This is a genomic window from Ruegeria sp. BG8 (assembly GCF_056538325.1).
Map to the genome: position 1 here is coordinate 152,560 of NZ_JBQFSZ010000003.1, position 20,544 is coordinate 173,103.

The following is a 20,544-nucleotide window of genomic DNA, read 5'->3' on the forward strand; positions in this document are numbered from 1 at the left end:
GCCAGACAGCCTAATTTGAGGTCAGCGTTATAGCAGCGCGGGCCTCAGGCTCAAGCCGGGGACGTAGCCCCAACAAAGGCGCCACGCGGCCGATCAGCTCGGCAGCAACAGGTACCGCGGTCCACCCTGCTGTGCGACGCTTTTCGCCGTATGCGACGATGGACGGCTCGTCCAGCGTAACGATCAACACGTATTTCGGGTCATAAGCCGGGAAAATGGTCGCGAAGGTTGAGATGACCTTGTCATCATAATACCCACCACGCGGTTTCGGCTTGTCAGCAGTACCCGTTTTGCCTGCCACATCATAACCGGCAACGTCGCCAAAGCTTGCCGTGCCATCCGTGACAACCTTGCGCAACATCTTCTGGGCCTGCGTTGCAGCGCTTTCCGACAGCACCCGCGGGCCGTATTGCGGCCCATTCTTGCGCAGGACGGTTGGGCTGACGTAATGCCCGCCATTGGCAATCGCCGCATACCCCGCGGCCAGATGCATGGGGCTGGTAGACAATCCGTGACCATAGGAAATGGTTACGGTGCTAAGCTCACCCCATTTCTTGGGTTTAAGCGGTTCACCACCAGCGGCCTCGACAATTTCGAACGGTGTGGGTTCGAACATGCCCAGAGATTTCAAGAACTGCTGTTGTCGCTGCGCACCGATCTGCAGGGCCAACCGCCCTGTCCCGCGGTTCGAGCTGTGCACGATGACATCCGCCACACTGATCTTGCCGTAGTTCTTGCCGTTGAATTCACCGATCGGGAACCGACCAATCCGCATCGGGCCAGACGTGTCGATAATGGTCTCGGAATTCACAAGCCCAAGCTGAACTGCTTGCGCGGCGGTGAATATTTTGAACACCGACCCAAGCTCATATACACCCTGCACATAGCGGTTGAACAAAGGGCTATCCGACGGGTCAAATCCCGAGGTCGGGGGGCGTGGGCGGTCGTTCGGGTCGAAGGATGGCAAAGACGCAGCCGAGACAACTTCGCCCGTATGCGCATTCATCAGCACAGCCGAGGCACCCTTGGCGTTCATGATCTTCATACCGCCGTACAACACCTGCTCGACAGCCGCCTGAACGGTCAAGTCCAAGGACAACTGCAAGGGTTTATTCCCATTCGCCGGGTCACGCAGATAGTCGTCGAACTGTTTTTCAACGCCAGCGACACCGATCACTTCAGCAGCGCTGACACCCTCACGTCCAAAGCCTGAACCGCCGAGGATATGCGCGGCAAGCTTTCCGTTGGGGTAAAGTCGCATCTCGCGCGGTCCGAACAAAATCCCCGGATCGCCGATGTCATGCACGGCCTGCTTTTGCTCGGGCGAGATGCGTTTTTTGATCCAAAGGAATTTACGTTCGCCCGTGAAGTCTTTGATCAATTTATCTTTTTCCAGGTCAGGAAAAATGGCGACCAGTTGATCGGCCGCCGCGACCGGATCGATCATCAAAGGGGGTTGCGCGTAGACAGAATAGGTGTCGAGGTTGGTGGCCAGGATGCGACCCTCGCGATCAACGATATTGGCGCGCTGCATTGCGATTGTTGCGCCTGGCGCGCTGGCCAAGGGCTCTTGTGCCTCGGACGTGGCAAGCATGCCCATGCGGGCACCAACCACAGCAAAGGCGCAGAAAAAGAACAGTCCCAACACCAAAAGACGGCCTTCGGCACGGGCCCGGGCGCGGTCTTTCATGTCTTCGTGGCGCTTGAGGATGTTCTCCCGCTCAATCGCTTTCGGGTTTTCTCCCCGCGCACGCGCGTCAAGGATTCGGGCCAGTGGGCGAAGCGGTGTGCGTGTCATGGAATCTGCACCTCGCCCAAGGCTTGAATATTGGTAATGGCTTGCAGCTCAATCGGGTCGACGATGGGCAGATCGGGGTCTTCGGCATAGGCGATCTGGTCCGCGCGCCCGAATTGCTCTGCGCGCAAGGGCAACAGACCCAGGCGTTCAAAATTCAGATCGGCGAGCTCGCGCAAACGGTCGGGGCGATTCAAATATGCCCATTCTGCATTCAGAACGGCCAGTCGCACCTGCGCCATGCCGATCTCGCGCTGCAGCTTCTGCGTTTCCTTTACCACCTGCTGAGTGCGGTAGTTTTCCTGATACGCCCAAAGAGCCAGCCCAAATACCGCCAAGGCGGTAAACACGTACAAAACACTCTTCATTTTGCTCTTCCCCCAAGTTGCGGCATCCCGATGGCGCGGGCCTCAATTTCGCCCGCCGGTGCATCGGTTCGAATAGCCACGCGCAGTTTTGCTGAGCGTGCGCGTGGGTTTTCCTGTAATTCCTGCTCGTCCGGACCAACGGCCTTACGAGTCTTAAGCGTGAATTGCGGAGCTTCCTGTTCCATTTCAGGCGCATAGCGGTTTGAACGCCCGGTCTTTCCCGCACGGGACTGGAAAAACCGCTTAACCATCCTGTCTTCGATCGAATGGAACGTGACGACGGCCAATTGTCCGCCGGACTTCAAGGCCCGCTCAGCCGCCATAAGCCCTTGAAACAGCTCTTCATACTCGGCGTTTACGGCAATCCGCAGGCCCTGAAAGCTGCGCGTTGCCGGGTGCGATTGACCCGGTTTCGGGCGTGGTAGGCAGGATTCGATGATCTCGGCCAGACGCAGCGTTGTTGTGATCGCTTCATCAGCTCGTGCCTTGACGATTGCCTTGGCGATACGTCTGCTCGCACGCTCTTCGCCGAAATGAAAAAGTATGTCAGCCAGTTGTGCTTCGGTCGCTGTATTGACCAAATCGGCCGCGCTTTCACCCTCTTGGCTCATGCGCATATCCAGCGGCCCATCCTTCATAAAGGAAAACCCACGTTCGGCCTGATCCAACTGCATTGACGAAACACCCAGGTCCAGAACAATGCCGTCGAGATCCTGCGCGTATTCGTCCAGCCGCGAAAAAACGCCGGGCTGCATTATCAGCCGGTCACCATACTCTCCGGCCCAATCTGCGGCCATCTCGAATGCCAGGGGATCGCGATCGACGCCGATAACCGTTTCCGCTCCGGCCTCCAGCAAACCACGTGTATAGCCGCCCGCGCCGAACGTACCGTCCAACCATTTACCCGAGACAGGCGCAACTGCAGCCAAAAGAGGGCGCAACAATACAGGGATGTGGGGTTTGTCAGATGAAAGCTCCGCGTCGGCCATGCCGTTACGCGTCCCCAACGCCATCTAGGAATTCCAGCGGATCAAAGTCCTCTGGCTGATCATCCAGCCACTCCTCTGCGGCGGCCAGTTCTTCGGTATCGTAGGTCTCAGGCTTCCAGATCTGAAAGGTGTCGCCTGCCGCGATAAAGAAGGCCTCGCCCTCCAAACCGATCTTGTTTCGCAGCTTTGCGGGCAAAACCAGACGCCCGGTCTCATCCACGTTCGTCGGGAAGGATTGACCGTGGAACATGCGTTGCAGCGTCTTACGCTGCATCGAGCCACGCGGCAGCGCATCAATCTTGGCATCGACCTCGTCAATCGCCTGCATTGTATAGCATTCAAGGAACTTTCGGCGGTGATCACCATAAACAATCACAAGTTCAGGATTATCACCGGGCTGCCAGTTCGGGTCAGATGATTCAAGCACGCGGCGAAAAGAGGCCGGGATCGAGACCCTGCCTTTCGTATCCACCTTGTGGTGGCTTTCACCTCTAAACCTGCGCGCCAAGACGACTGTCCCTTTCGCTTGCGCCCCACTTGAAATTCACGTTCCCCCCGGATGAAAAACGGCGGGTTGATCTGCTGCCACTGATCAACCCGCCGCATTGGCCCGCTGAGCGGGAAGTCCAGCTGCGCGCGCCACCTGGGGGGATGTCTGCTCGCCCGCGCGCCGGATCTCTTGATTGATGAAAGCGAGATGCCTGTATGAAACCTGAATTTTATTGGTTCGGGGTCGTTTGGTGCCCCATGTGCCTCGTCCTCATCGGATGAATAAGGGATGACATGGGAATTCATGGAAATCAACAGAAAAATTTCCCACTTTTCCTTCCACATCACAGCTTAGCGAGGCTGCTCGCGATTGAAAATAGCAAAATATCGGCAGATATAGGTTACCGATCAAAGTGTATACCAATATATAGTGAAGCAGCCGCTCGAATGAGCCCTCCCATGAAATCCCAAATTTTTTTCGATTCTGTCATCCAAGGCAGTGATTTCACGCGAATCTGAGGCAAATCAGTTCGATTCGTCTGGATGGATCGCGGATTTTTCTGGGTTCTCAATACGTGTCCCCAACAGTTGCCCATGATTTCCCACGGAGGGCCGTTGGCATACCTGCGACCTGAAACACATTCAAAATTCGATTTTAAAGCGCACAAATTTCGGAAGAATGCGCACAAAGATGGGGCACAAGATCGGCAAACAGGATTCCAGATGCTTACGCCGGGCTCTCACCGGGGGCAAGAAAACCCTTATTTTTAAGGTATTTTTTACCCTCATCTATGCAACGCGTTGATATCTATGCGCTTGCTGCATAGCAGCATTGACGCTGTTGGCTATTGTGCAAACGCAGCATTCGCTTATTTTCAATCTCAAGCAAACGCCGAAACGCTTCGGCACATACACAGATATCAGGTTAGGCAAATGGCAGTAGTAACACATCATACAGCGCAGAAAAGCGCGCCGGTACTCGCCCTGGCTTCGCTGATTGAAGCCGCGAAAACCAAATTTGCACGTCACCGCGTCTATCGTCAGACGGTGAACGAACTTTCAAGCCTCTCGAACCGTGAGCTGGCCGATCTGGGCCTGCACCGTTCAATGATCCGTCGGCTTGCGATGCAGGCCGCAGAAGAGCAATTCGCGCGCTAAGCGCATCAAGTACACCGAGATCAGGTCCTTCCTCCTCCCTTTAGGACCTGTTTTCCAGCGGCGACATCTCTCCTCCTCCCTGATGTCGCCGCACCTAATACCGGCCCTGAACGCCGGAAACTGACGCATCGGGTACTTCTCCTCCCTTTCCCGATGTTGAAAGCGCGCGGCGACGTCTCTCCTCCTCCCTGACGTCGCCGCGTCTTGCAAATTCCGGGATCAAACCCGGGTTCAGATACATCGGGGCTCTCCTCCTCCCTGCCCTGATGTTGAAAGCGCGCGGCGACACCTCTTCTCCTCCCTGGTGTCGCCGCGACGTCCTCATACCGGGATCAAACCCGGGTTCGGATACATCGGGGCTCTCCTCCTCCCTGCTCTGATGTAGAAAAGAACGGCGGTTCCCTCTCCTCCTCCCTGGGAACCGCCGTTTTCCGTTTTATGGGAACCAATGTAGAGTAAAGCCCTGTACAGACCGTCAGGAGCTTCTAATGGCAGCCTATTTCATTGCGCAGATTTCAATTCACGACCCGGATGGGTACCAGAAATACCTTGAAGGCTTCATGCCGATATTCGACCGGCATGGGGGCCGCCTATTGACCGTGTCATCCAAACCCATCGAGCTCATCGAAGGGACTTGGGCCGAAGACGGCATTGTCTTGATGGAATTTCCAAGCCTTGCAGCGGCCAAAGCCTGGAAGGACGACCCAGATTACATTGCGCTGGCAAAGATCCGACAACAGACGGCCACCGCCAACCTGGTCCTTGTAGAAGGGATCTAGAACGGAACGTCGTCTTTGGCAGACAAGAAACGTGAAACCACTTTCTTGATCCCAGCCTTGTCAAAATCGACCTCGACCTTGTCGCCTTCGATCCCGATCACCGCGCCATAGCCGAATTTCTGATGAAAAACGCGCTCACCCAGGGTGAAGATGGCCACGGCCGTCGCGTCTATAACCGTGTTTCGGCTCTCACGCGGTTGAGACATCCCGTATTGCCCCTGCCGCGCCTGCATGCGTTTCCAGCCCGGTGAGTTGTAGACATTCGCCTCGGCCGCGCGCGTTTCGATACTGGCTGTGGGCTGACCGCCACCATAAAGCCCCGGAGGCGTCAACACCTCTACATGTTCTTCTGGCAACTCATCGATAAACCGCGATGGCATCGAATTCTGCCACTGCCCGAAAACCCGTCGATTGGCCGCAAATGAAATCGTGCAAACCTCTTCGGCGCGGGTAATGCCGACATAGGCCAGCCGCCGTTCCTCTTCGAGCCCCTTCAGCCCGGATTCGTCCATGGACCGCTGCGACGGGAACAGCCCGTCCTCCCATCCCGGCAGGAAGACGACAGGAAACTCCAGCCCCTTGGCCGCGTGTAGGGTCATGATCGAGACCTTGGCTCCGTCGCTATCCTGCTCATTGTCCATCACCAGGCTGACATGTTCCAAAAAGCCCTGCAGGTTTTCGAAATTGTCCAGCTGGTTGACCAACTCTTTCAGGTTTTCCAAACGTCCGGGCGCCTCAGGCGTCTTTTCGTTCTGCCAATGCGATGTGTAACCGGATTCGTCGAGAATGATCTGCGCCAACTCAATATGCGTGTGCTCGGGCTCTCCAAAACGGATCGGCGAGACGCCATCATCAATCACGGAGTCATCATCCACCTCGATCCGAGGTCCGCGTGTCATTGCATTCCAACGCGCTAGCCCGTCAATCAATTCACGCAGTGCCTTGCCGCCTTTGCCCTTGATCAGGCCATTCTCGACCGCAATCCGCGCGCCATCGACCAACGACACACCGTTTTCCCGCGCCACAACCTGAATGGTCTGTTGCGCCTTGTCACCAAGGCCGCGTTTGGGTGTGTTCACGATACGCTCAAACGCCAGATCGTCCTCGGGGCTGACCACCAGCCGGAAATAGGCCATGGCATCGCGAATCTCCATCCGCTCATAGAATCGCGGTCCGCCAATCACCTTGTAAGGCAGACCAATGGTCAGAAACCGATCCTCGAACGCCCGCATCTGATGCGAGGCACGAACCAGTATGGCAATCTCATCAAGGTTCATCGGTCGGAACCCACGGGTGCCGCCCTGCATGGCATCGATTTCTTCGCCGATCCAGCGGGCCTCTTCCTCGCCATCCCAATGTCCGATCAGGTTGACTTTGTGACCCTCTTCGGCGTCTGTCCAAAGCTCTTTGCCCAGACGATTTTCATTGCCCCGGATCACATTTGAAGCGGCTGCCAGGATATGCGGGGTCGAGCGATAGTTCTGCTCCAACCGCACAACAAACGCGCCGGGAAAGTCTTTTTCAAACCGAAGGATGTTGCCCACCTCGGCCCCGCGCCAACCATAGATTGACTGATCATCATCGCCGACACAGCAGATGTTTTTGTGCCCACCGGCCAGCAGACGCAACCATAGATATTGAGCGACGTTGGTATCCTGATACTCGTCCACGAGGATATAGCGGAACCAGCGTTGGTATTGCTCCAGCACGTCCGAGTGGGATTGGAAAATCGTGACCATATGCAAAAGCAGATCACCGAAATCCACCGCATTTAGTTCTTTCAGGCGGGTCTGGTACTGCGCGTAAAGCTCAATGCCTTTGTGGTTATATGCCCCCGCATCCGCAGCAGGAACTTTATCGGGTGTAAGGGCGCGGTTCTTCCAGTCGTCGATGATCCCCGCCAACATCCGCGCAGGCCAGCGTTTGTCGTCTATGTTGGCCGCCTGAACCAACTGTTTCAGCAGACGCAGTTGATCATCCGTATCCAGAATTGTGAAATTCGACTTCAGCCCGGCCAGTTCGGCGTGGCGACGCAGTAGTTTGACGCAGATCGAATGGAAGGTACCCAGCCACGGCATCCCCTCGGCGGGTTGTCCCAGCAACCGACCAACGCGGTCTTTCATCTCTCGCGCGGCTTTGTTGGTGAACGTTACTGACAGAATTTCATTTGGACGTGCGCGCCCCGTGCTTAACAGATGCGCGATCCGGGCCGTCAAAGCCTTGGTTTTCCCAGTCCCGGCACCGGCCAGCATCAGGACAGGACCGTCCAAACGTTCAACCGCCTCACGTTGAGCCGGGTTAAGTTCGTCCAGATAAGGCATGGGGCGTGCCGCCATAGCCCGCGCCGACAGCGATGCGCCTTCAAAGGCGTCCATTTCGTCAAAACTGCTCATGGGCTCAAACTACGCCGGATGGGCGCGAAGGGAAAGGGTTTGTTCACGGCTTGTTCGCAAGGAATTTGCCAACCGATCTGCTCAATTCTAAACAAACGCCTCAACGCCGTTAACCCGCTGTCAAACCTTGCCAAAGATGCTTGCCCCATAGCTGTGGGAGCGCGGGAAATGGAACAGAAAAACAAGACAGGTCAGGCATCCAGTCTGAAAATTGCGGGTATTTCGCTGATGCTTGTGGCACTGACGGCGCTGGCTGGCTGGGGTATCTACGCGATTCCCGCTCCGGTCGTTGACAGGATGTTGGAATCGGACTTACGCCATCGCGCCGCGCAATTGAACCAGCAAGTCGCCTCTCATCTGCATGATGTCGAGGCCACGTTCAAACACGGCATCATGGTCGAACACGATCAGGAGTTTCTGGAACTCTAGCCCGAAACCTCGGACATCTACCGTTTCAAATTGTTCGACAGCAATGGGCGTGTCTTTTGGTCAACGCGCCCCGAAGACGTCGGGACCACCAATACCAAGCCCTATTTCCAAGACATCGTGGCAGCCGGTGGCATGTACTACAAGCATGAGGAAAAACCGATCTCTGAGGTCAGCTCTTTGGATCATGAGATCATGGTCGGGTCTGGCAAGCAAAGCTGCCACGTGGCCGAGATTTATACGCCTGTCATCAAAGACGGGCAGTTTCTGGGCGCGATTGAGTTTTATTCCGACATAACTCCGCAACGCGATCTCTTTATCAATCGTGTCCGGTGGTCGCTGGCCGTATTGTGCAGCGTTGCCATTCTGGCGCTGACGGCCGTGGTTTTGGTGATCTATCGGACAAACCGCAAACAAGTGCGTGACCTTCGCGTTCGCGCCGCGAAAGAGCGTGATCTGATGGACGATCAGCTACGCCTTGCGCGAGAAGTCCGTCTGTTGGGTGAGCTAAATGAATGGCTGCAATCCAGCCGCTCGCTGGAAGAGCTGTTCGACATGGTCTCGCGCTTTATGACCCACATCCTGCCCGAGGCCGAGGGCAGCGTATATGTCTATTCCAACTCGCGCGATGTACTGGACGGCTGTGCCAGTTGGAATGACGGCACCCACAAGGCCCATATCCATCCCGAAGGGTGTTGGGGGCTACGACGTGGGCGAACCTATGAGTTTGGTGCGTCCGAGATTGATTTTGTCTGCGAACACGCAGAGCCGCATGATGGCCGCCCCTATTTCTGCTTTCCGATTTTGGCGCATGGGGAAACGGTAGGTCTGTTGCACCTGCGCGCACATGAAGGCAGCGATGACGTATTTCATGACAGTAAAAAACTGGCGCAGCTCTGTGCGGAACAGATCAGCATGGCGATCGCGAATGTACGAATGCGGGACCAGTTGCACGACCAGTCCGTCCGCGACCCTCTGACCGGGTTGTTCAATCGCCGCCATATGACGGACACGCTTCGGAAATCCATCACCCGCAGTCAGCAAACCGGTGCGCCATTGAGCTTGGTTGCCGTCGATGTCGATCATTTCAAGAAATTCAACGACACTCACGGACATGACGCAGGTGACATGGTTTTGCGCGCCGTTGGATCAGCGCTGGAACAGGCTTGCGACCGTGACGAAATCGCCTGCCGAATTGGTGGGGAGGAGTTCATGCTGATCCTACCCGACAATACACCTGAGGACGCGATGACCCGCGCCGAACAGTTGCGTCAGGCGGTTGAGGCAGTTTCCGTTCGGTACGGTGAAAAATCACTGCCCCGGATTACGATATCCATCGGTGTGTCACACTACCCCGCGCATGGAACGATGCCCCAGGACTTGATGCGTGCCGCAGACGACGCCCTGTACCTTGCCAAGGACAAAGGGCGCAATCAGGTCCAGATCGCGGGCACTGCAGCAAGCAAACCAGATGCGACGCGAGGCCAAACGCCCCCCGCGACTCAACTTCGGGTAAAAACCTAATTTCCTTGCCGAATCGCCCGTTTGGTCTGATCAATCCCCATGGACCTTCACAGCAGCTACCCCGGCATCGCAGACCTGAAACATCGTGCAAAGCGCAGGATTCCCCATTTTGTGTGGGAATACCTCGACAGCGGGACCGGAACAGAGGCCACAGTATCACGCAACAGAGCTTCTCTGGATCGCATCGGGTTCCTGCCGTCAATCCTGCACGGCACAATCACCCCCGAAACCAAGACCGAGTTCCTTGGTCAAACATACGATTTGCCTTTTGGCGTAGCGCCAATCGGTATGGCGGGACTGATCTGGCCAGATGCCGAAGGTCTGCTGGCAAGGGCCGCAGCCGCGCAAAACCTGCCGTTCACGCTTTCTAACGTCGCCACGCAAAGCCCCGAGGACGTTGCGCCGCACTTGGGGCCGAATGCCTGGTTTCAGCTTTACCCCCCAAAGGACCCAGACATCCGGTTGGATTTGCTGAACCGCGTCAAACACGCCGGATTTTCAACCCTTGTGATGACCGTAGATGTTCCGGTTGCCTCGCGCCGGGAGCGGCAGACACGTTCGGGACTAACCAACCCGCCAAAGCTGACGCCGCGTCTGCTTGCGCAGATCATCCAGCGCCCGGCCTGGGCTATGGCCATGGCGCGCAGCGGACCACCCAGAATGCGCACCTTGGACAAATATACCGACAATTCAAGCAACCTGCCCCCTACTGCGCATGTTGGATACCTGCTCAGAACGTCGCCTGACATGGAATATGTGCATTGGCTAAGGGACGCTTGGGATGGTCATCTGATTGTCAAAGGGGTCATGCGGCCAGAGGATGCCCAACCACTGAAAAACGCCGGTGTGGATGCCATCTGGATTTCTAATCATGGGGGCCGCCAATTTGATGCGGCCCCCGCAACGATAGACACTTTGCCAGCCATGCGCGCGGCCACGGATCTACCATTGATCCTGGACAGTGGCATTGAAAGCGGTCTGGACATTCTGCGGGCAAAGGCGTTGGGCGCAGATTTCGTCATGCTGGGGCGTGGCTTTATGTATGGTCTGGCGGCCTTGGGCCCGCACGGCCCGGACCATGTCATCGACATCCTTCGTCAGGATTTGGCGGCGAATATGGGTCAATTGGGCGCTGCATCCCTGAATAAATTACCCTCAGTTACATCTTTAATTGATGCTGCAGCGCAGCGCGTATAAGAAGACAGCGCCATCAGGGGGCGTTTGCGAGCGTTAACATGCCGGTTCTACCCAGAACGACGGATATACGTGCGCGTATTGTCCGCCTATCAAAACGGCCAAACAAGTAGGACCGGGACCTGAAATGACTGACTTCAACAAGATCCTGATCGCCAATCGCGGCGAGATTGCAATTCGCGTCATGCGCGCAGCCAATGAGATGGGCAAACGTACCGTCGCTGTCTTTGCCGAAGAAGACAAGCTGGGCCTGCATCGCTTTAAGGCGGACGAAGCCTACCGTATCGGCGAAGGGCTTGGCCCGGTCGCAGCCTATCTGAGCATCGACGAGATTATTCGCGTTGCCAAAGAATGCGGCGCGGATGCAATCCACCCGGGCTATGGCTTGTTGTCCGAGAACCCGGACTTTGTCGACGCCTGTGTGCAGAACGGCATCACCTTTATCGGCCCCAAGGCCGAAACCATGCGCGCACTTGGCGATAAAGCCAGCGCGCGAAAGGTTGCGATCGCCGCAGACGTGCCAGTCATCCCTGCGACAGAGGTGCTGGGCGACGACATGGCCGCGATCAAGGCTGAGGCCGCCGAGATTGGGTACCCGCTTATGCTCAAGGCCAGTTGGGGCGGCGGCGGGCGTGGTATGCGCCCGATCCTGTCCGAAGATGAGCTGGAAGAAAAAGTGCTGGAAGGACGCCGCGAGGCCGAAGCCGCATTCGGCAATGGCGAGGGTTATCTGGAAAAGATGATCACCCGCGCCCGCCACGTCGAGGTGCAGATTCTGGGCGACAAACACGGTGAGATTTATCACCTTTACGAACGTGACTGTTCGGTCCAGCGCCGCAACCAGAAAGTCGTGGAACGCGCCCCTGCCCCATACCTGACCGAAGAGCAACGCGCCGAGATTTGTGAGCTGGGCCGCCGTATCTGTGCCCATGTGAATTATGAATGCGCAGGCACCGTTGAGTTTCTGATGGATATGAACACTGGCAAGTTCTATTTCATCGAAGTTAACCCGCGTGTTCAGGTAGAACACACCGTCACCGAAGAAGTGACCGGCATCGACATCGTTCAGGCGCAGATCCTGATCGCCGAAGGCAAAACCCTTGCCGAGGCAACCGGAAAAGCCAGCCAGGACGAAGTGCGCCTGAACGGTCATGCGCTGCAGACTCGCGTGACGACTGAGGACCCGCTGAACAACTTTATCCCCGACTATGGCCGCATCACCGCGTATCGTTCGGCCACGGGCATGGGTATCCGCTTGGATGGCGGCACAGCATATGCAGGCGGGGTTATTACGCGGTATTACGACTCGCTTCTGACAAAGGTGACCGCATGGGCTCCGACGCCCGAGAAGGCGATTGCGCGCATGGACCGCGCGTTGCGCGAGTTCCGGGTGCGGGGCGTGTCGACCAATATCGCGTTTGTCGAGAACCTGCTGAAGCATCCGACATTCCTGTCGAATGAATATACCACCAAGTTCATCGACGAGACCGCGGATCTGTTCCACTTTAAAAAGCGCCGGGACCGGGGCACCAAGGTTCTGACCTACATCGCCGACATCACTGTTAACGGACATCCTGAAACAAAGGATCGTCCAATGCCGCGCCCCGACCTGAAAGAGGCCAAGCCACCTGCGTTGAAGGGCGAGCCGCAGATGGGCACTCGTAACTTGTTGGAGCAAAAAGGCCCGCAAGCGGTGGCCGATTGGATGAAGGCCCAGCGTCAGCTGCTGATCACAGACACCACCATGCGTGACGGACACCAGTCGTTGCTGGCGACTCGGATGCGCTCGATCGATATGATCAAGGTGGCGCCGACCTATGCTGCAAACCTGCCGCAGTTGTTCTCGGTCGAATGCTGGGGCGGTGCGACCTTTGATGTGGCCTATCGCTTCTTGCAGGAATGCCCGTGGCAGCGTCTGCGCGACCTGCGCGAGGCGATGCCGAACCTGATGACCCAGATGCTGCTGCGCGGGGCAAACGGGGTTGGATACACAAACTATCCCGACAACGTGGTGCAGGAATTCGTGCGTCAGGCCTCGCAGAATATCGACGTGTTCCGTGTGTTCGACTCGCTGAACTGGGTCGAGAACATGCGCGTGGCGATGGATGCAGTCGTCGAGAATGGCAAGATCTGTGAGGGCACCGTTTGCTATACCGGCGATATTCTGGACCCGGATCGCGCCAAGTACGATCTGAAATACTATGTCGGCATGGCCAAGGAATTGCGTGACTCCGGCGCGCATGTGCTGGGCTTGAAAGACATGGCGGGTCTGCTGAAACCAGCCTCGGCCAAGATCCTGATCCGCGCGCTAAAGGAAGAGGTCGGCCTGCCGATCCACTTCCACACGCATGACACCGCAGGTATCGCCAGCGCCACCATTCTGGCGGCGTCCGAGGCGGGCGTCGACGCGGTGGATTGCGCGATGGATTCGTTCTCGGGCAACACGTCTCAGGCGACACTGGGTACAGTGGTTGAGGCGCTGCGTCACACCGAGCGTGACACCGGCCTAGACATCAAGGCCATCCGCGAGATCAGCGATTACTTTGAGGCCGTGCGCGGCCAGTACGCCGCCTTTGAATCCAGCCTGCAGGCCCCGGCTTCCGAGGTCTACCTGCACGAGATGCCCGGCGGCCAGTTTACCAACCTCAAAGCGCAGGCGCGTAGCTTGGGGTTGGAGGAACGCTGGCACGAGGTTGCCCAGATGTATGCCGACGTGAACCAGATGTTCGGTGACATCGTCAAGGTCACGCCTTCGTCCAAAGTGGTTGGCGACATGGCGCTAATGATGGTCAGCCAGGGTCTGACCCGCGACGATGTGGAAAGCCCGGATACAGATGTGGCTTTCCCCGACTCGGTCGTGGACATGATGCGCGGCAATCTGGGTCAGCCTCCGGGCGGGTTCCCGGACACCATCATCAAGAAAGTGCTGAAAGACGAAGCCCCCAACACCCAGCGTCCCGGCAAGGACGTGCCTGCAGTTGATCTGGAAGCCACCCGCGCCGAGCTGTCCAAGCAGCTGGAGGGCAAAGAGGTCGATGATGAAGACCTGAACGGCTACCTGATGTATCCCAAGGTCTTCCTGGATTACATGGGCCGCCACCGGACCTATGGCCCCGTACGCACCTTGCCCACCCGTACTTTCTTTTACGGAATGGACCCCGGCGAAGAGATCACGGCCGAGATTGACCCGGGCAAAACGCTGGAAATTCGCTGTCAGGCCATTGGCGAGACGGACGAAAAGGGCGAGGTCAAAGTGTTCTTTGAACTCAACGGCCAGCCGCGTGTTATCCGCGTACCGAACCGTTTGGTCACGTCGTCCACCCAAGCCCGTCCAAAGGCCGAAGCAGGTAACGCCAACCACATCGGGGCACCGATGCCGGGTGTTGTCGCCACTGTTGCCGTTTCCGCGGGTCAAGAGGTCAAAGAAGGCGACATGCTGCTGACCATCGAAGCCATGAAGATGGAAACCGGTATCCACGCCGAACGGGACGCAGTGGTCAAATCCGTGCATGTCCAGCCCGGCGGCCAGATTGACGCAAAGGACCTGCTGGTCGAACTGGAATAAGCCGCACAATCTTCTAAAATCATATGGGTCGTTCGGGGAACCGAGCGGCCCTTTTTCGCAACAGGAGGATATTGTCGCATGCTGACCGTCACGCCAATCTACGCCGCTCTGCTTGCATTGCTGTATATTGCCCTCAGCTTCAAAGTGATCAGCCAACGCCGCAGCGACAAGATTTCCTATGGGGATGGCGGCAATTCGGCCATGCTCAAGGCGATACGAACGCATTCCAACTTTGTGGAATACACGCCCTTTGCCCTATTGCTGATCCTGATGGTTGAACTGCAGGGCGCGGGAAACCTGTTTCTGAACCTGCTTGGGCTGACATTGCTTGGCGGTCGTGTCCTGCATGCCTATGGATTTGGACGCAACCCGCAGATTGTGATCCTGCGCCAGATCGGCATGGTGCTGACGTTCACCGCGATTCTGGTCGCGGCAGTTTCAAACCTTGTTCTGGCGATTTGACCTGCCCTGGAAGGATCAACTCAGCAAAACGCGTGTTTCAACGGCAGACGCATCAGGAGAGACAGGTTCCGCATCCCCCAACCTGTCCTTGTCCTGCGCACAAAACGCAGAAGTCAGAACGATTAATGCCGCCAAGAGCGCCATCTTGAAGTCAGCTATAGATGTCATGTCCTCTCCTCGATCATTATTGTTTTTGCAGTACTCTATGATTGAAACGTGCAGCCCGCGGTTTTCCGTCGAAAGATTTTTCCCCGATTTTGCGTTTTTCCGCTTGCAGCCCAGCTTGGGAATTAATACATCCCTCCTCACTCAACGGCGCGGGCGTAGCTCAGGGGTAGAGCATAACCTTGCCAAGGTTAGGGTCGGGCGTTCGAATCGCCTCGCCCGCTCCATTGAGAGGTCTTCGGACCAGAAAATGTATCTGATGCGGGCGTAGCTCAGGGGTAGAGCATAACCTTGCCAAGGTTAGGGTCGGGCGTTCGAATCGCCTCGCCCGCTCCAGATACAAACCTTCCAAGAACAATCGGTTTGAAACTTTACTGGTGTATTGCAAGCAGTTGCGCCAATCTAAGGGCGTTAACGATTGCAGGATTATTGGTATGTCGCATTTCAGCGTTCGCGCGCTCTCGGCCGGAGAGTTGAAACAGGCTGTGGATTGGGCGGGGCAAGAAGGTTGGAATCCAGGTACGAAGGATGCCGAGTGTTTTCGGTCTACAGACCCCGAAGGATTTCTAGGCGGATTTCTAGACGGGGAAATGATCGCCTGCGCATCAGCAGTGAATTATGATGATGCATTTTCTTTTCTGGGTTTTTGCCTCGTGAAGCCCGAGTTTCGCCACAACGGCCATGGATCGCAAATTGCACAACACGCGCTGGCCCATTGTGAGGGGCGGAATGTGGGGCTGGACTGCGTGCTTGCGCAACAAGACTACTGCGAAAGATCGGGCTTTGCGCTGGCCAACAACAATCACCGCTATGGCGCGACGATTCGAGAGATTTTGCCAAAGCTCGGCCAGGTTTTGGGAAAAGGCATAGCGCCCGTGAACGACGCTTCGGATGGCCTTAAGGCATATGACCGCCAGCTTTTCCCCGCCTCAAGGGATGCGTTTTTGCAGAGCTGGCTTGGTGCGCCTAACCATATCTCGCGCGCGTATACTGAAAACGGGCAGATCCGCGGATACGCCACGCTACGCCCCTGCCGATCGGGCTATAAGGTTGGCCCGCTGTTTGCCGATGATGCCGGCATTGCACAGGCCCTGTTGGCCAGCCTGTTTGCCGCCTTGCCGGTCGAGCATCGTGACTTTGAAGTTTTCGTCGACATGCCACAACCCAACGACGCTGCTTTGGCCCTCGCGGGGCAGCTTGGGCTGGACAAGATATCAGAGACTGCCCGTATGTATTCTAACCACGAGCCAGACATAGATCTGAACCGGGTCTTTGGCGTCACAACTTCTGAATTGGGTTAGAACGCCTTGAAGGTCATTGTGGTCAATGACCGTTCAATATTGGGAATCACCAGCAGGTTTTCGTTGATGAAGTGCCCTACATCCTCGTTCTGCGGGATATAGAGTTTCAACAGCAGGTCATATTCACCACTTGTAGAATACAGCTCAGAGTGGATTTCGCGCAGAGCGATTTCCTCGGCCACTTTGTAGGTGGTTCCGGGTTTGCAACGGATTTGGATGAAAACGCAGGTGGACATGGGCCGGGCCTTGTTGGTTCGTGTTGCCCGCAGGCTGGCACGGCCCGCGCCGAGGCGCAATCCCCTGCAACAGTTTGAACGGATTGCGCCAAGCGCTCTGGAAAACCTTGCCCTTCCCCGTCTATAAGCGCGCGTGTAGCAAAAGGAATTCGCCCATGCGCAGCGCAAAGATCAGCCGCCAAACCGCCGAGACTGAAATCTCGGTCGAGGTCAATCTGGATGGAACAGGCCAGTATGACAACCAGACCGGCGTTGGCTTCTTTGACCACATGCTGGACCAGCTGGCGCGCCATTCGTTGATTGATATGACGATCCGCGCCAAGGGCGATTACCACATCGACGACCACCACACTGTCGAAGATACAGGGATAGCTCTGGGTCAGGCGCTGACGCAGGCACTGGGGGACAAGAAAGGCATACGTCGTTATGGCGAATGCCACTTGCCTATGGATGACGCACAGGTGCGCTGCGCCCTTGATCTGTCAGGGCGTCCGTTTCTGATCTGGAACGTGGACTTGCCAACTCCCAAGATCGGCACATTCGACACCGAGCTGGTGCGCGAGTTCTTTCAGGCGCTCAGCACGCATGGCGGCATCACGCTGCATATCGATCAATTGCACGGCTTCAACAGCCACCACATCGCCGAGGCGGCCTTTAAAGCCGTCGCGCGCGCCCTGCGGTTGGCGGTTGAAACCGATCCACGCAAAGCCGATGCGATTCCGTCCACCAAAGGCGCATTGTAAATGCTAACGGCAATTATCGACTACGAGAGCGGTAATCTGCACTCGGCTGAAAAAGCGTTTCAGCGCATGGCGCAAGAGATTGACGCGGGAAAGGTTGTGGTGACCTCGGACGCAGATGTAGTCGCCCGCGCGGACCGTCTTGTGCTGCCCGGTGATGGCGCATTTCCAGCCTGTGCTGCAGAATTGCGCGGTCACAAAGGCATTTATGACGCAATGGTCGAGGCGGTCGAACAAAAGGGCCGCCCTTTTTTGGGAATTTGCGTTGGCATGCAACTGATGGCCTCTAAGGGTCACGAATACAGCGAGACCGATGGTTTGGGCTGGATTGCAGGCGACGTGGTGCGCATCGAACCCTCGGACAGCGCGCTGAAGGTCCCCCATATGGGTTGGAACAATTTGATTATCGAGAGCGCACACCCGGTCTTTGCCGGTGTGGAAACAGGCGACCACACCTATTTCGTTCACTCATACCATTTCCGCGTGACAGATCCGGCACAGCGTCTAGCATATGTTGACTACGGCCAAGAGGTCACGGCCGTCGTCGGCCGCGACACAATGGTCGGTATGCAGTTCCACCCCGAGAAAAGTCAGGACGTGGGACTGCGCATGATCGGAAACTTCCTGACCTGGATGCCCTGAACGTTTATTGAACGCGTGTCCAGGTCTGTCCGCGGCAGACCAAACCGCCAGCGACGCAGCCTTTGACGGTCAACTCGTTCTGACTATCCAACGTCATTTTCGAGCTATAGGTCTTGTCGCGATCAGGCGCCCAGATCTTACCGTCATCATAGCTACCGCTGCCTTCCGGGATCATGTCCCAGATGATCTGCTTACCCAGGTTTTCATATTCCAACTGCTCGTTGCCATCAGCATCGAAAGCGGTGTCGATCGTGCCGCAAATCGCGCTGCCACATTCCGCGATGGTGACGTGTAAATAGCCACCCGTATCACCCGGCTCTGTCTTCCACAGGCCGTCAACCGGATCCGCTGCCATTGCGCCTGTTGCCAGCATCGCGAAGGTGGCGGCAAGTGTAACTTTCTTCATGGTGTTCTCCCTGATTTGCGCCCAGTCTGGCCCGTCGCTTGCAATCGGGCAAGAATGACCCAGCGTCGCGTTGCATCCCCTGCCCTGCATGTGCGATATGCCGCGCATGTAACAGTGATATAGGGCCGCCCAACATGATCCTCTACCCCGCCATCGACCTAAAAGACGGCCAGGCCGTACGCCTGCTGCGCGGTGAAATGGACAAAGCAACGGTTTTCAACGAAGACCCAGCAGCACAGGCGCGTGCCTTCGTCGATGCAGGGTGCGATTGGTTGCACCTTGTCGATCTGAACGGCGCATTTGCGGGCGAGCCCGTCAACGCCGCCCCGGTCGAAGCGATTTTGGCTGCGTGTAACGTACCAGCCCAATTGGGCGGCGGAATTCGCGACATGGCCACGATCGAGACATGGATCGAAAAGGGATTGGCCCGCGTCATTCTGGGAACTGTTGCAGTTGAGAATCCCGATCTGGTTCGACAAGCCGCAAAAGCCTTCCCGGGCAAAGTTGCCGTCGGAATAGATGCACGTAACGGCATGGTCGCCACCAAAGGCTGGGCCGAAGAAACCAACGTCCAAGTCACCGACTTGGCCCGCAGTTTCGAGGACGCTGGCGTTGCCGCGATTATCTATACGGACATCAACCGCGACGGAGCGATGCAAGGCCCCAATGTCGAGGCAACCGCAGCCTTGGCAAAGGCCGTGTCAATCCCCGTCATTGCATCAGGCGGGGTCAGTTCACTGGATGACCTTATCGCGCTGCGCGACTGCGGTGTCGCGCTAAACGGCGCTATCTCGGGTCGTGCCCTTTATGATGGCGCCATTGACCTTGCCGAAGCTTTGGAAGCAATCAAGCGCCCCTGATACCGGGGCGCTTCGTCTGGGAGGTTACTTCATCTTCCAGCGATTTTTCAGAGGCTTGCCATCTTTGTACAATTCGAACTCTTTTTCGCCGGTCTGTACAACCGCCAGCAGCCTGACCCACTGCCCCAGTCTTCGCACCATTGATCGCCTTCGACATACCATTTGGCGTCATATTTTGACCCCCCATAGTTGCCGGCAATTTTTCCCTTTTTGCGTCCGGTGCTGTACGCCTGCGCCCAAGGGGTTTTACCATCGGTATTCGAGATACCCGAAAGGGTTGATCCCGGGAACGTGGCCAAAAGCTCTTTCTGCGTCATGAAATCTTGCGCCTGCGCATCAGAGCTAAATGTCAGCACCAAAGCTAAAGCTGCGGAAACAGATAGGAAACTAGGGCGTATAGTCATAAAAAATCCTCCCAATAGATGTTAGAAATGCCGCAAGTCTAACACATGCAGGCTTATACCCAAAACCTGCGGAGGACTTAGCGCGCCAGCCTAAGGAAGAACCGGCGCGCCACAAGGATTACTGAGCGGCGGCAGCGGTCAGTTTCGCCAATGCGCCGCGCATCTTTTCGATAACCGGTGCTTTTTCGACCTCGTCAAAGTCATCCATGGTTTCTTTTGGGTCTTCATAGATCAACCAGACCTGACCATCGGCATCCTCATAGGCTTGCACCTTGAGCGGCAGGAACAAGCCTGCTCGCGGGTCTATCTGCATGGCAGGCGTGCCAAGCTTTGGGTTGCCAAAGATCAGCACCTGGTTGGGCGGAATCGGTGTACCCACCTTTTCAGCGCCTGCCGCATGATCGATGCGTGCAAAGACGGTTGCTCCGGCATTGCCGACCGCGGCCTCCAGCGCATCCAGCACCTCAGGCACTGATTTTTCAGTTTTTACTTTGATGATGTCGTCGGCCATGGCGGACAGGGTGCCTCCCAGAGTTAGGATTGAAGCAAGCAAAAGATGTCGCATATCATTATTCCTTTTCATGAATTTCACCCTTAATTTCCATAGCTTCACGTGACATCACAATCACAAGTCTGGCATCGGCGGGG

At 56.6% G+C, this 20,544-nt stretch carries 19 protein-coding genes, 2 tRNA genes and 1 pseudogene; 12 read left to right on the forward strand and 10 right to left on the reverse strand.

Translation table 11 applies throughout. From position 1 onward, the window contains the following. Nucleotides 1–10: 10 nt before the first annotated feature. From ACR0DG_RS08235 to mraZ, 4 genes are read right to left on the reverse strand one after another with little or no spacing between them, the layout of a single operon-like run. Entirely contained in the window at nucleotides 11–1,798 is a 1,788-nt protein-coding gene (locus ACR0DG_RS08235) for a peptidoglycan D,D-transpeptidase FtsI family protein (RefSeq protein ID WP_480696121.1), read from the reverse strand. Then, the gene (gene ftsL, locus ACR0DG_RS08240; protein ID WP_480696123.1) at nucleotides 1,795–2,163 is read right to left on the reverse strand and encodes a cell division protein FtsL; all 369 of its coding nucleotides are present in this window, start codon (nucleotides 2,161–2,163) and stop codon (nucleotides 1,795–1,797) included. The genes ACR0DG_RS08235 and ftsL overlap by 4 nt, the downstream gene beginning before the upstream one ends. Beyond that, on the reverse strand, nucleotides 2,160–3,152 hold the full coding sequence (gene rsmH, locus ACR0DG_RS08245; RefSeq protein ID WP_480696615.1) for a 16S rRNA (cytosine(1402)-N(4))-methyltransferase RsmH: 993 nt from the start codon (nucleotides 3,150–3,152) through the stop codon (nucleotides 2,160–2,162). Before rsmH ends, ftsL begins: the two co-directional genes overlap by 4 nt. A gap of 4 nt (nucleotides 3,153–3,156) precedes the next feature. Next, nucleotides 3,157–3,660 carry a division/cell wall cluster transcriptional repressor MraZ gene (mraZ, locus tag ACR0DG_RS08250; protein WP_480696125.1) on the reverse strand — a complete coding sequence of 168 codons (504 nt, stop codon included), beginning with the start codon at nucleotides 3,658–3,660 and terminating at the stop codon, nucleotides 3,157–3,159. A gap of 914 nt (nucleotides 3,661–4,574) precedes the next feature. Here mraZ and ACR0DG_RS08255 point away from each other — a divergent pair. Both ACR0DG_RS08255 and ACR0DG_RS08260 read left to right on the forward strand, forming a co-directional pair. Next, a complete protein-coding gene (locus ACR0DG_RS08255; RefSeq protein WP_480696126.1) occupies nucleotides 4,575–4,799 on the forward strand; it encodes a DUF1127 domain-containing protein in 225 nt (74 codons plus the stop codon). Nucleotides 4,800–5,287: 488 nt separating this feature from the next. Next, nucleotides 5,288–5,578, forward strand: coding sequence for a DUF1330 domain-containing protein (locus ACR0DG_RS08260; RefSeq protein WP_480696128.1), 291 nt, complete (start codon nucleotides 5,288–5,290; stop codon nucleotides 5,576–5,578). Here ACR0DG_RS08260 and ACR0DG_RS08265 read toward each other — a convergent pair. Further along, nucleotides 5,575–7,971 carry an ATP-dependent helicase gene (locus tag ACR0DG_RS08265; RefSeq protein ID WP_480696130.1) on the reverse strand — a complete coding sequence of 799 codons (2,397 nt, stop codon included), beginning with the start codon at nucleotides 7,969–7,971 and terminating at the stop codon, nucleotides 5,575–5,577. The genes ACR0DG_RS08260 and ACR0DG_RS08265 overlap by 4 nt on opposite strands. Before the next feature lie 168 nt (nucleotides 7,972–8,139). On the opposite strand from ACR0DG_RS08265, the pseudogene ACR0DG_RS08270 reads away from it, so the two are divergent. From ACR0DG_RS08270 to ACR0DG_RS08285, 4 genes and pseudogenes are all read left to right on the forward strand, one after another. Then, nucleotides 8,140–9,921, forward strand: a pseudogene (locus ACR0DG_RS08270) (sensor domain-containing diguanylate cyclase). A gap of 39 nt (nucleotides 9,922–9,960) precedes the next feature. After that, nucleotides 9,961–11,118, forward strand: a complete 1,158-nt coding sequence (locus ACR0DG_RS08275; protein WP_480696132.1) for an alpha-hydroxy acid oxidase — start codon at nucleotides 9,961–9,963, stop codon at nucleotides 11,116–11,118. A 124-nt stretch (nucleotides 11,119–11,242) separates the two neighbouring features. Next, the gene (locus ACR0DG_RS08280; protein WP_480696134.1) at nucleotides 11,243–14,680 is read left to right on the forward strand and encodes a pyruvate carboxylase; all 3,438 of its coding nucleotides are present in this window, start codon (nucleotides 11,243–11,245) and stop codon (nucleotides 14,678–14,680) included. 78 nt (nucleotides 14,681–14,758) lie between these two features. Continuing rightward, on the forward strand, nucleotides 14,759–15,142 hold the full coding sequence (locus tag ACR0DG_RS08285; RefSeq protein WP_480696136.1) for an MAPEG family protein: 384 nt from the start codon (nucleotides 14,759–14,761) through the stop codon (nucleotides 15,140–15,142). A 15-nt stretch (nucleotides 15,143–15,157) separates the two neighbouring features. Here the strand turns inward: ACR0DG_RS08285 and ACR0DG_RS08290 are convergent, their stop codons facing one another. Next, nucleotides 15,158–15,310, reverse strand: coding sequence for a hypothetical protein (locus ACR0DG_RS08290; protein WP_480696138.1), 153 nt, complete (start codon nucleotides 15,308–15,310; stop codon nucleotides 15,158–15,160). Nucleotides 15,311–15,459: 149 nt separating this feature from the next. Between ACR0DG_RS08290 and ACR0DG_RS08295 the strand changes: the two genes are divergently transcribed. The 3 genes from ACR0DG_RS08295 to ACR0DG_RS08305 all read left to right on the forward strand — a co-directional run bounded on the left by ACR0DG_RS08295 (nucleotide 15,460) and on the right by ACR0DG_RS08305 (nucleotide 16,608). Then, nucleotides 15,460–15,534 (forward strand) — tRNA-Gly (locus ACR0DG_RS08295). Between the two features lie 34 nt (nucleotides 15,535–15,568). Then, nucleotides 15,569–15,643, forward strand: a tRNA-Gly gene (locus tag ACR0DG_RS08300). 98 nt (nucleotides 15,644–15,741) lie between these two features. After that, nucleotides 15,742–16,608, forward strand: a complete 867-nt coding sequence (locus ACR0DG_RS08305) for a GNAT family N-acetyltransferase (protein WP_480696140.1) — start codon at nucleotides 15,742–15,744, stop codon at nucleotides 16,606–16,608. Here ACR0DG_RS08305 and ACR0DG_RS08310 read toward each other — a convergent pair. After that, complete coding sequence (locus tag ACR0DG_RS08310; RefSeq protein ID WP_480696142.1) at nucleotides 16,605–16,844, reverse strand: Lrp/AsnC ligand binding domain-containing protein; 240 nt, start codon at nucleotides 16,842–16,844, stop codon at nucleotides 16,605–16,607. The genes ACR0DG_RS08305 and ACR0DG_RS08310 overlap by 4 nt on opposite strands. 155 nt (nucleotides 16,845–16,999) lie before the next feature. Between ACR0DG_RS08310 and hisB the strand changes: the two genes are divergently transcribed. Together hisB and hisH are read left to right on the forward strand one after the other, a co-directional pair. Further along, entirely contained in the window at nucleotides 17,000–17,587 is a 588-nt protein-coding gene (gene hisB / locus ACR0DG_RS08315; protein ID WP_480589924.1) for an imidazoleglycerol-phosphate dehydratase HisB, read from the forward strand. Beyond that, nucleotides 17,588–18,226 (forward strand): imidazole glycerol phosphate synthase subunit HisH, encoded by a 639-nt coding sequence (gene hisH / locus ACR0DG_RS08320; RefSeq protein WP_480696144.1) that lies wholly within the window; start codon nucleotides 17,588–17,590, stop codon nucleotides 18,224–18,226. A gap of 4 nt (nucleotides 18,227–18,230) precedes the next feature. On the opposite strand, the gene ACR0DG_RS08325 is transcribed toward hisH, so the two are convergent. Then, nucleotides 18,231–18,632, reverse strand: a complete 402-nt coding sequence (locus ACR0DG_RS08325) for a DUF2147 domain-containing protein (RefSeq protein WP_480696146.1) — start codon at nucleotides 18,630–18,632, stop codon at nucleotides 18,231–18,233. Nucleotides 18,633–18,766: 134 nt separating this feature from the next. Here ACR0DG_RS08325 and hisA point away from each other — a divergent pair, with 134 nt between their 5' ends. Beyond that, the gene (gene hisA / locus ACR0DG_RS08330; RefSeq protein ID WP_480696148.1) at nucleotides 18,767–19,492 is read left to right on the forward strand and encodes a 1-(5-phosphoribosyl)-5-[(5-phosphoribosylamino)methylideneamino]imidazole-4-carboxamide isomerase; all 726 of its coding nucleotides are present in this window, start codon (nucleotides 18,767–18,769) and stop codon (nucleotides 19,490–19,492) included. Nucleotides 19,493–19,539: 47 nt separating this feature from the next. Here the strand turns inward: hisA and ACR0DG_RS08335 are convergent, their stop codons facing one another. Both ACR0DG_RS08335 and ACR0DG_RS08340 read right to left on the reverse strand, forming a co-directional pair. Then, nucleotides 19,540–19,896, reverse strand: coding sequence for a hypothetical protein (locus ACR0DG_RS08335; RefSeq protein ID WP_480696149.1), 357 nt, complete (start codon nucleotides 19,894–19,896; stop codon nucleotides 19,540–19,542). A 118-nt stretch (nucleotides 19,897–20,014) separates the two neighbouring features. Then, complete coding sequence (locus ACR0DG_RS08340; RefSeq protein WP_480696151.1) at nucleotides 20,015–20,461, reverse strand: DUF302 domain-containing protein; 447 nt, start codon at nucleotides 20,459–20,461, stop codon at nucleotides 20,015–20,017. Between the last annotated feature and the right edge of the window lie 83 nt (nucleotides 20,462–20,544).

What these genes read in the sequence shown, in the direction of transcription:
- ACR0DG_RS08235 (WP_480696121.1), bottom strand. Translation starts at nt 1,798, where the DNA reads ATGACACGCACACCGCTTCGCCCACTGGCCCGAATCCTTGACGCGCGT.
- ftsL (WP_480696123.1), bottom strand. Translation starts at nt 2,163, where the DNA reads ATGAAGAGTGTTTTGTACGTGTTTACCGCCTTGGCGGTATTTGGGCTG.
- rsmH (WP_480696615.1), bottom strand. Translation starts at nt 3,152, where the DNA reads ATGGCCGACGCGGAGCTTTCATCTGACAAACCCCACATCCCTGTATTG.
- ACR0DG_RS08255 (WP_480696126.1), top strand. Translation starts at nt 4,575, where the DNA reads ATGGCAGTAGTAACACATCATACAGCGCAGAAAAGCGCGCCGGTACTC.
- ACR0DG_RS08260 (WP_480696128.1), top strand. Translation starts at nt 5,288, where the DNA reads ATGGCAGCCTATTTCATTGCGCAGATTTCAATTCACGACCCGGATGGG.
- ACR0DG_RS08265 (WP_480696130.1), bottom strand. Translation starts at nt 7,971, where the DNA reads ATGAGCAGTTTTGACGAAATGGACGCCTTTGAAGGCGCATCGCTGTCG.
- ACR0DG_RS08275 (WP_480696132.1), top strand. Translation starts at nt 9,961, where the DNA reads ATGGACCTTCACAGCAGCTACCCCGGCATCGCAGACCTGAAACATCGT.
- ACR0DG_RS08280 (WP_480696134.1), top strand. Translation starts at nt 11,243, where the DNA reads ATGACTGACTTCAACAAGATCCTGATCGCCAATCGCGGCGAGATTGCA.
- ACR0DG_RS08285 (WP_480696136.1), top strand. Translation starts at nt 14,759, where the DNA reads ATGCTGACCGTCACGCCAATCTACGCCGCTCTGCTTGCATTGCTGTAT.
- ACR0DG_RS08290 (WP_480696138.1), bottom strand. Translation starts at nt 15,310, where the DNA reads ATGACATCTATAGCTGACTTCAAGATGGCGCTCTTGGCGGCATTAATC.
- ACR0DG_RS08305 (WP_480696140.1), top strand. Translation starts at nt 15,742, where the DNA reads ATGTCGCATTTCAGCGTTCGCGCGCTCTCGGCCGGAGAGTTGAAACAG.
- ACR0DG_RS08310 (WP_480696142.1), bottom strand. Translation starts at nt 16,844, where the DNA reads ATGTCCACCTGCGTTTTCATCCAAATCCGTTGCAAACCCGGAACCACC.
- hisB (WP_480589924.1), top strand. Translation starts at nt 17,000, where the DNA reads ATGCGCAGCGCAAAGATCAGCCGCCAAACCGCCGAGACTGAAATCTCG.
- hisH (WP_480696144.1), top strand. Translation starts at nt 17,588, where the DNA reads ATGCTAACGGCAATTATCGACTACGAGAGCGGTAATCTGCACTCGGCT.
- ACR0DG_RS08325 (WP_480696146.1), bottom strand. Translation starts at nt 18,632, where the DNA reads ATGAAGAAAGTTACACTTGCCGCCACCTTCGCGATGCTGGCAACAGGC.
- hisA (WP_480696148.1), top strand. Translation starts at nt 18,767, where the DNA reads ATGATCCTCTACCCCGCCATCGACCTAAAAGACGGCCAGGCCGTACGC.
- ACR0DG_RS08335 (WP_480696149.1), bottom strand. Translation starts at nt 19,896, where the DNA reads ATGACTATACGCCCTAGTTTCCTATCTGTTTCCGCAGCTTTAGCTTTG.
- ACR0DG_RS08340 (WP_480696151.1), bottom strand. Translation starts at nt 20,461, where the DNA reads ATGCGACATCTTTTGCTTGCTTCAATCCTAACTCTGGGAGGCACCCTG.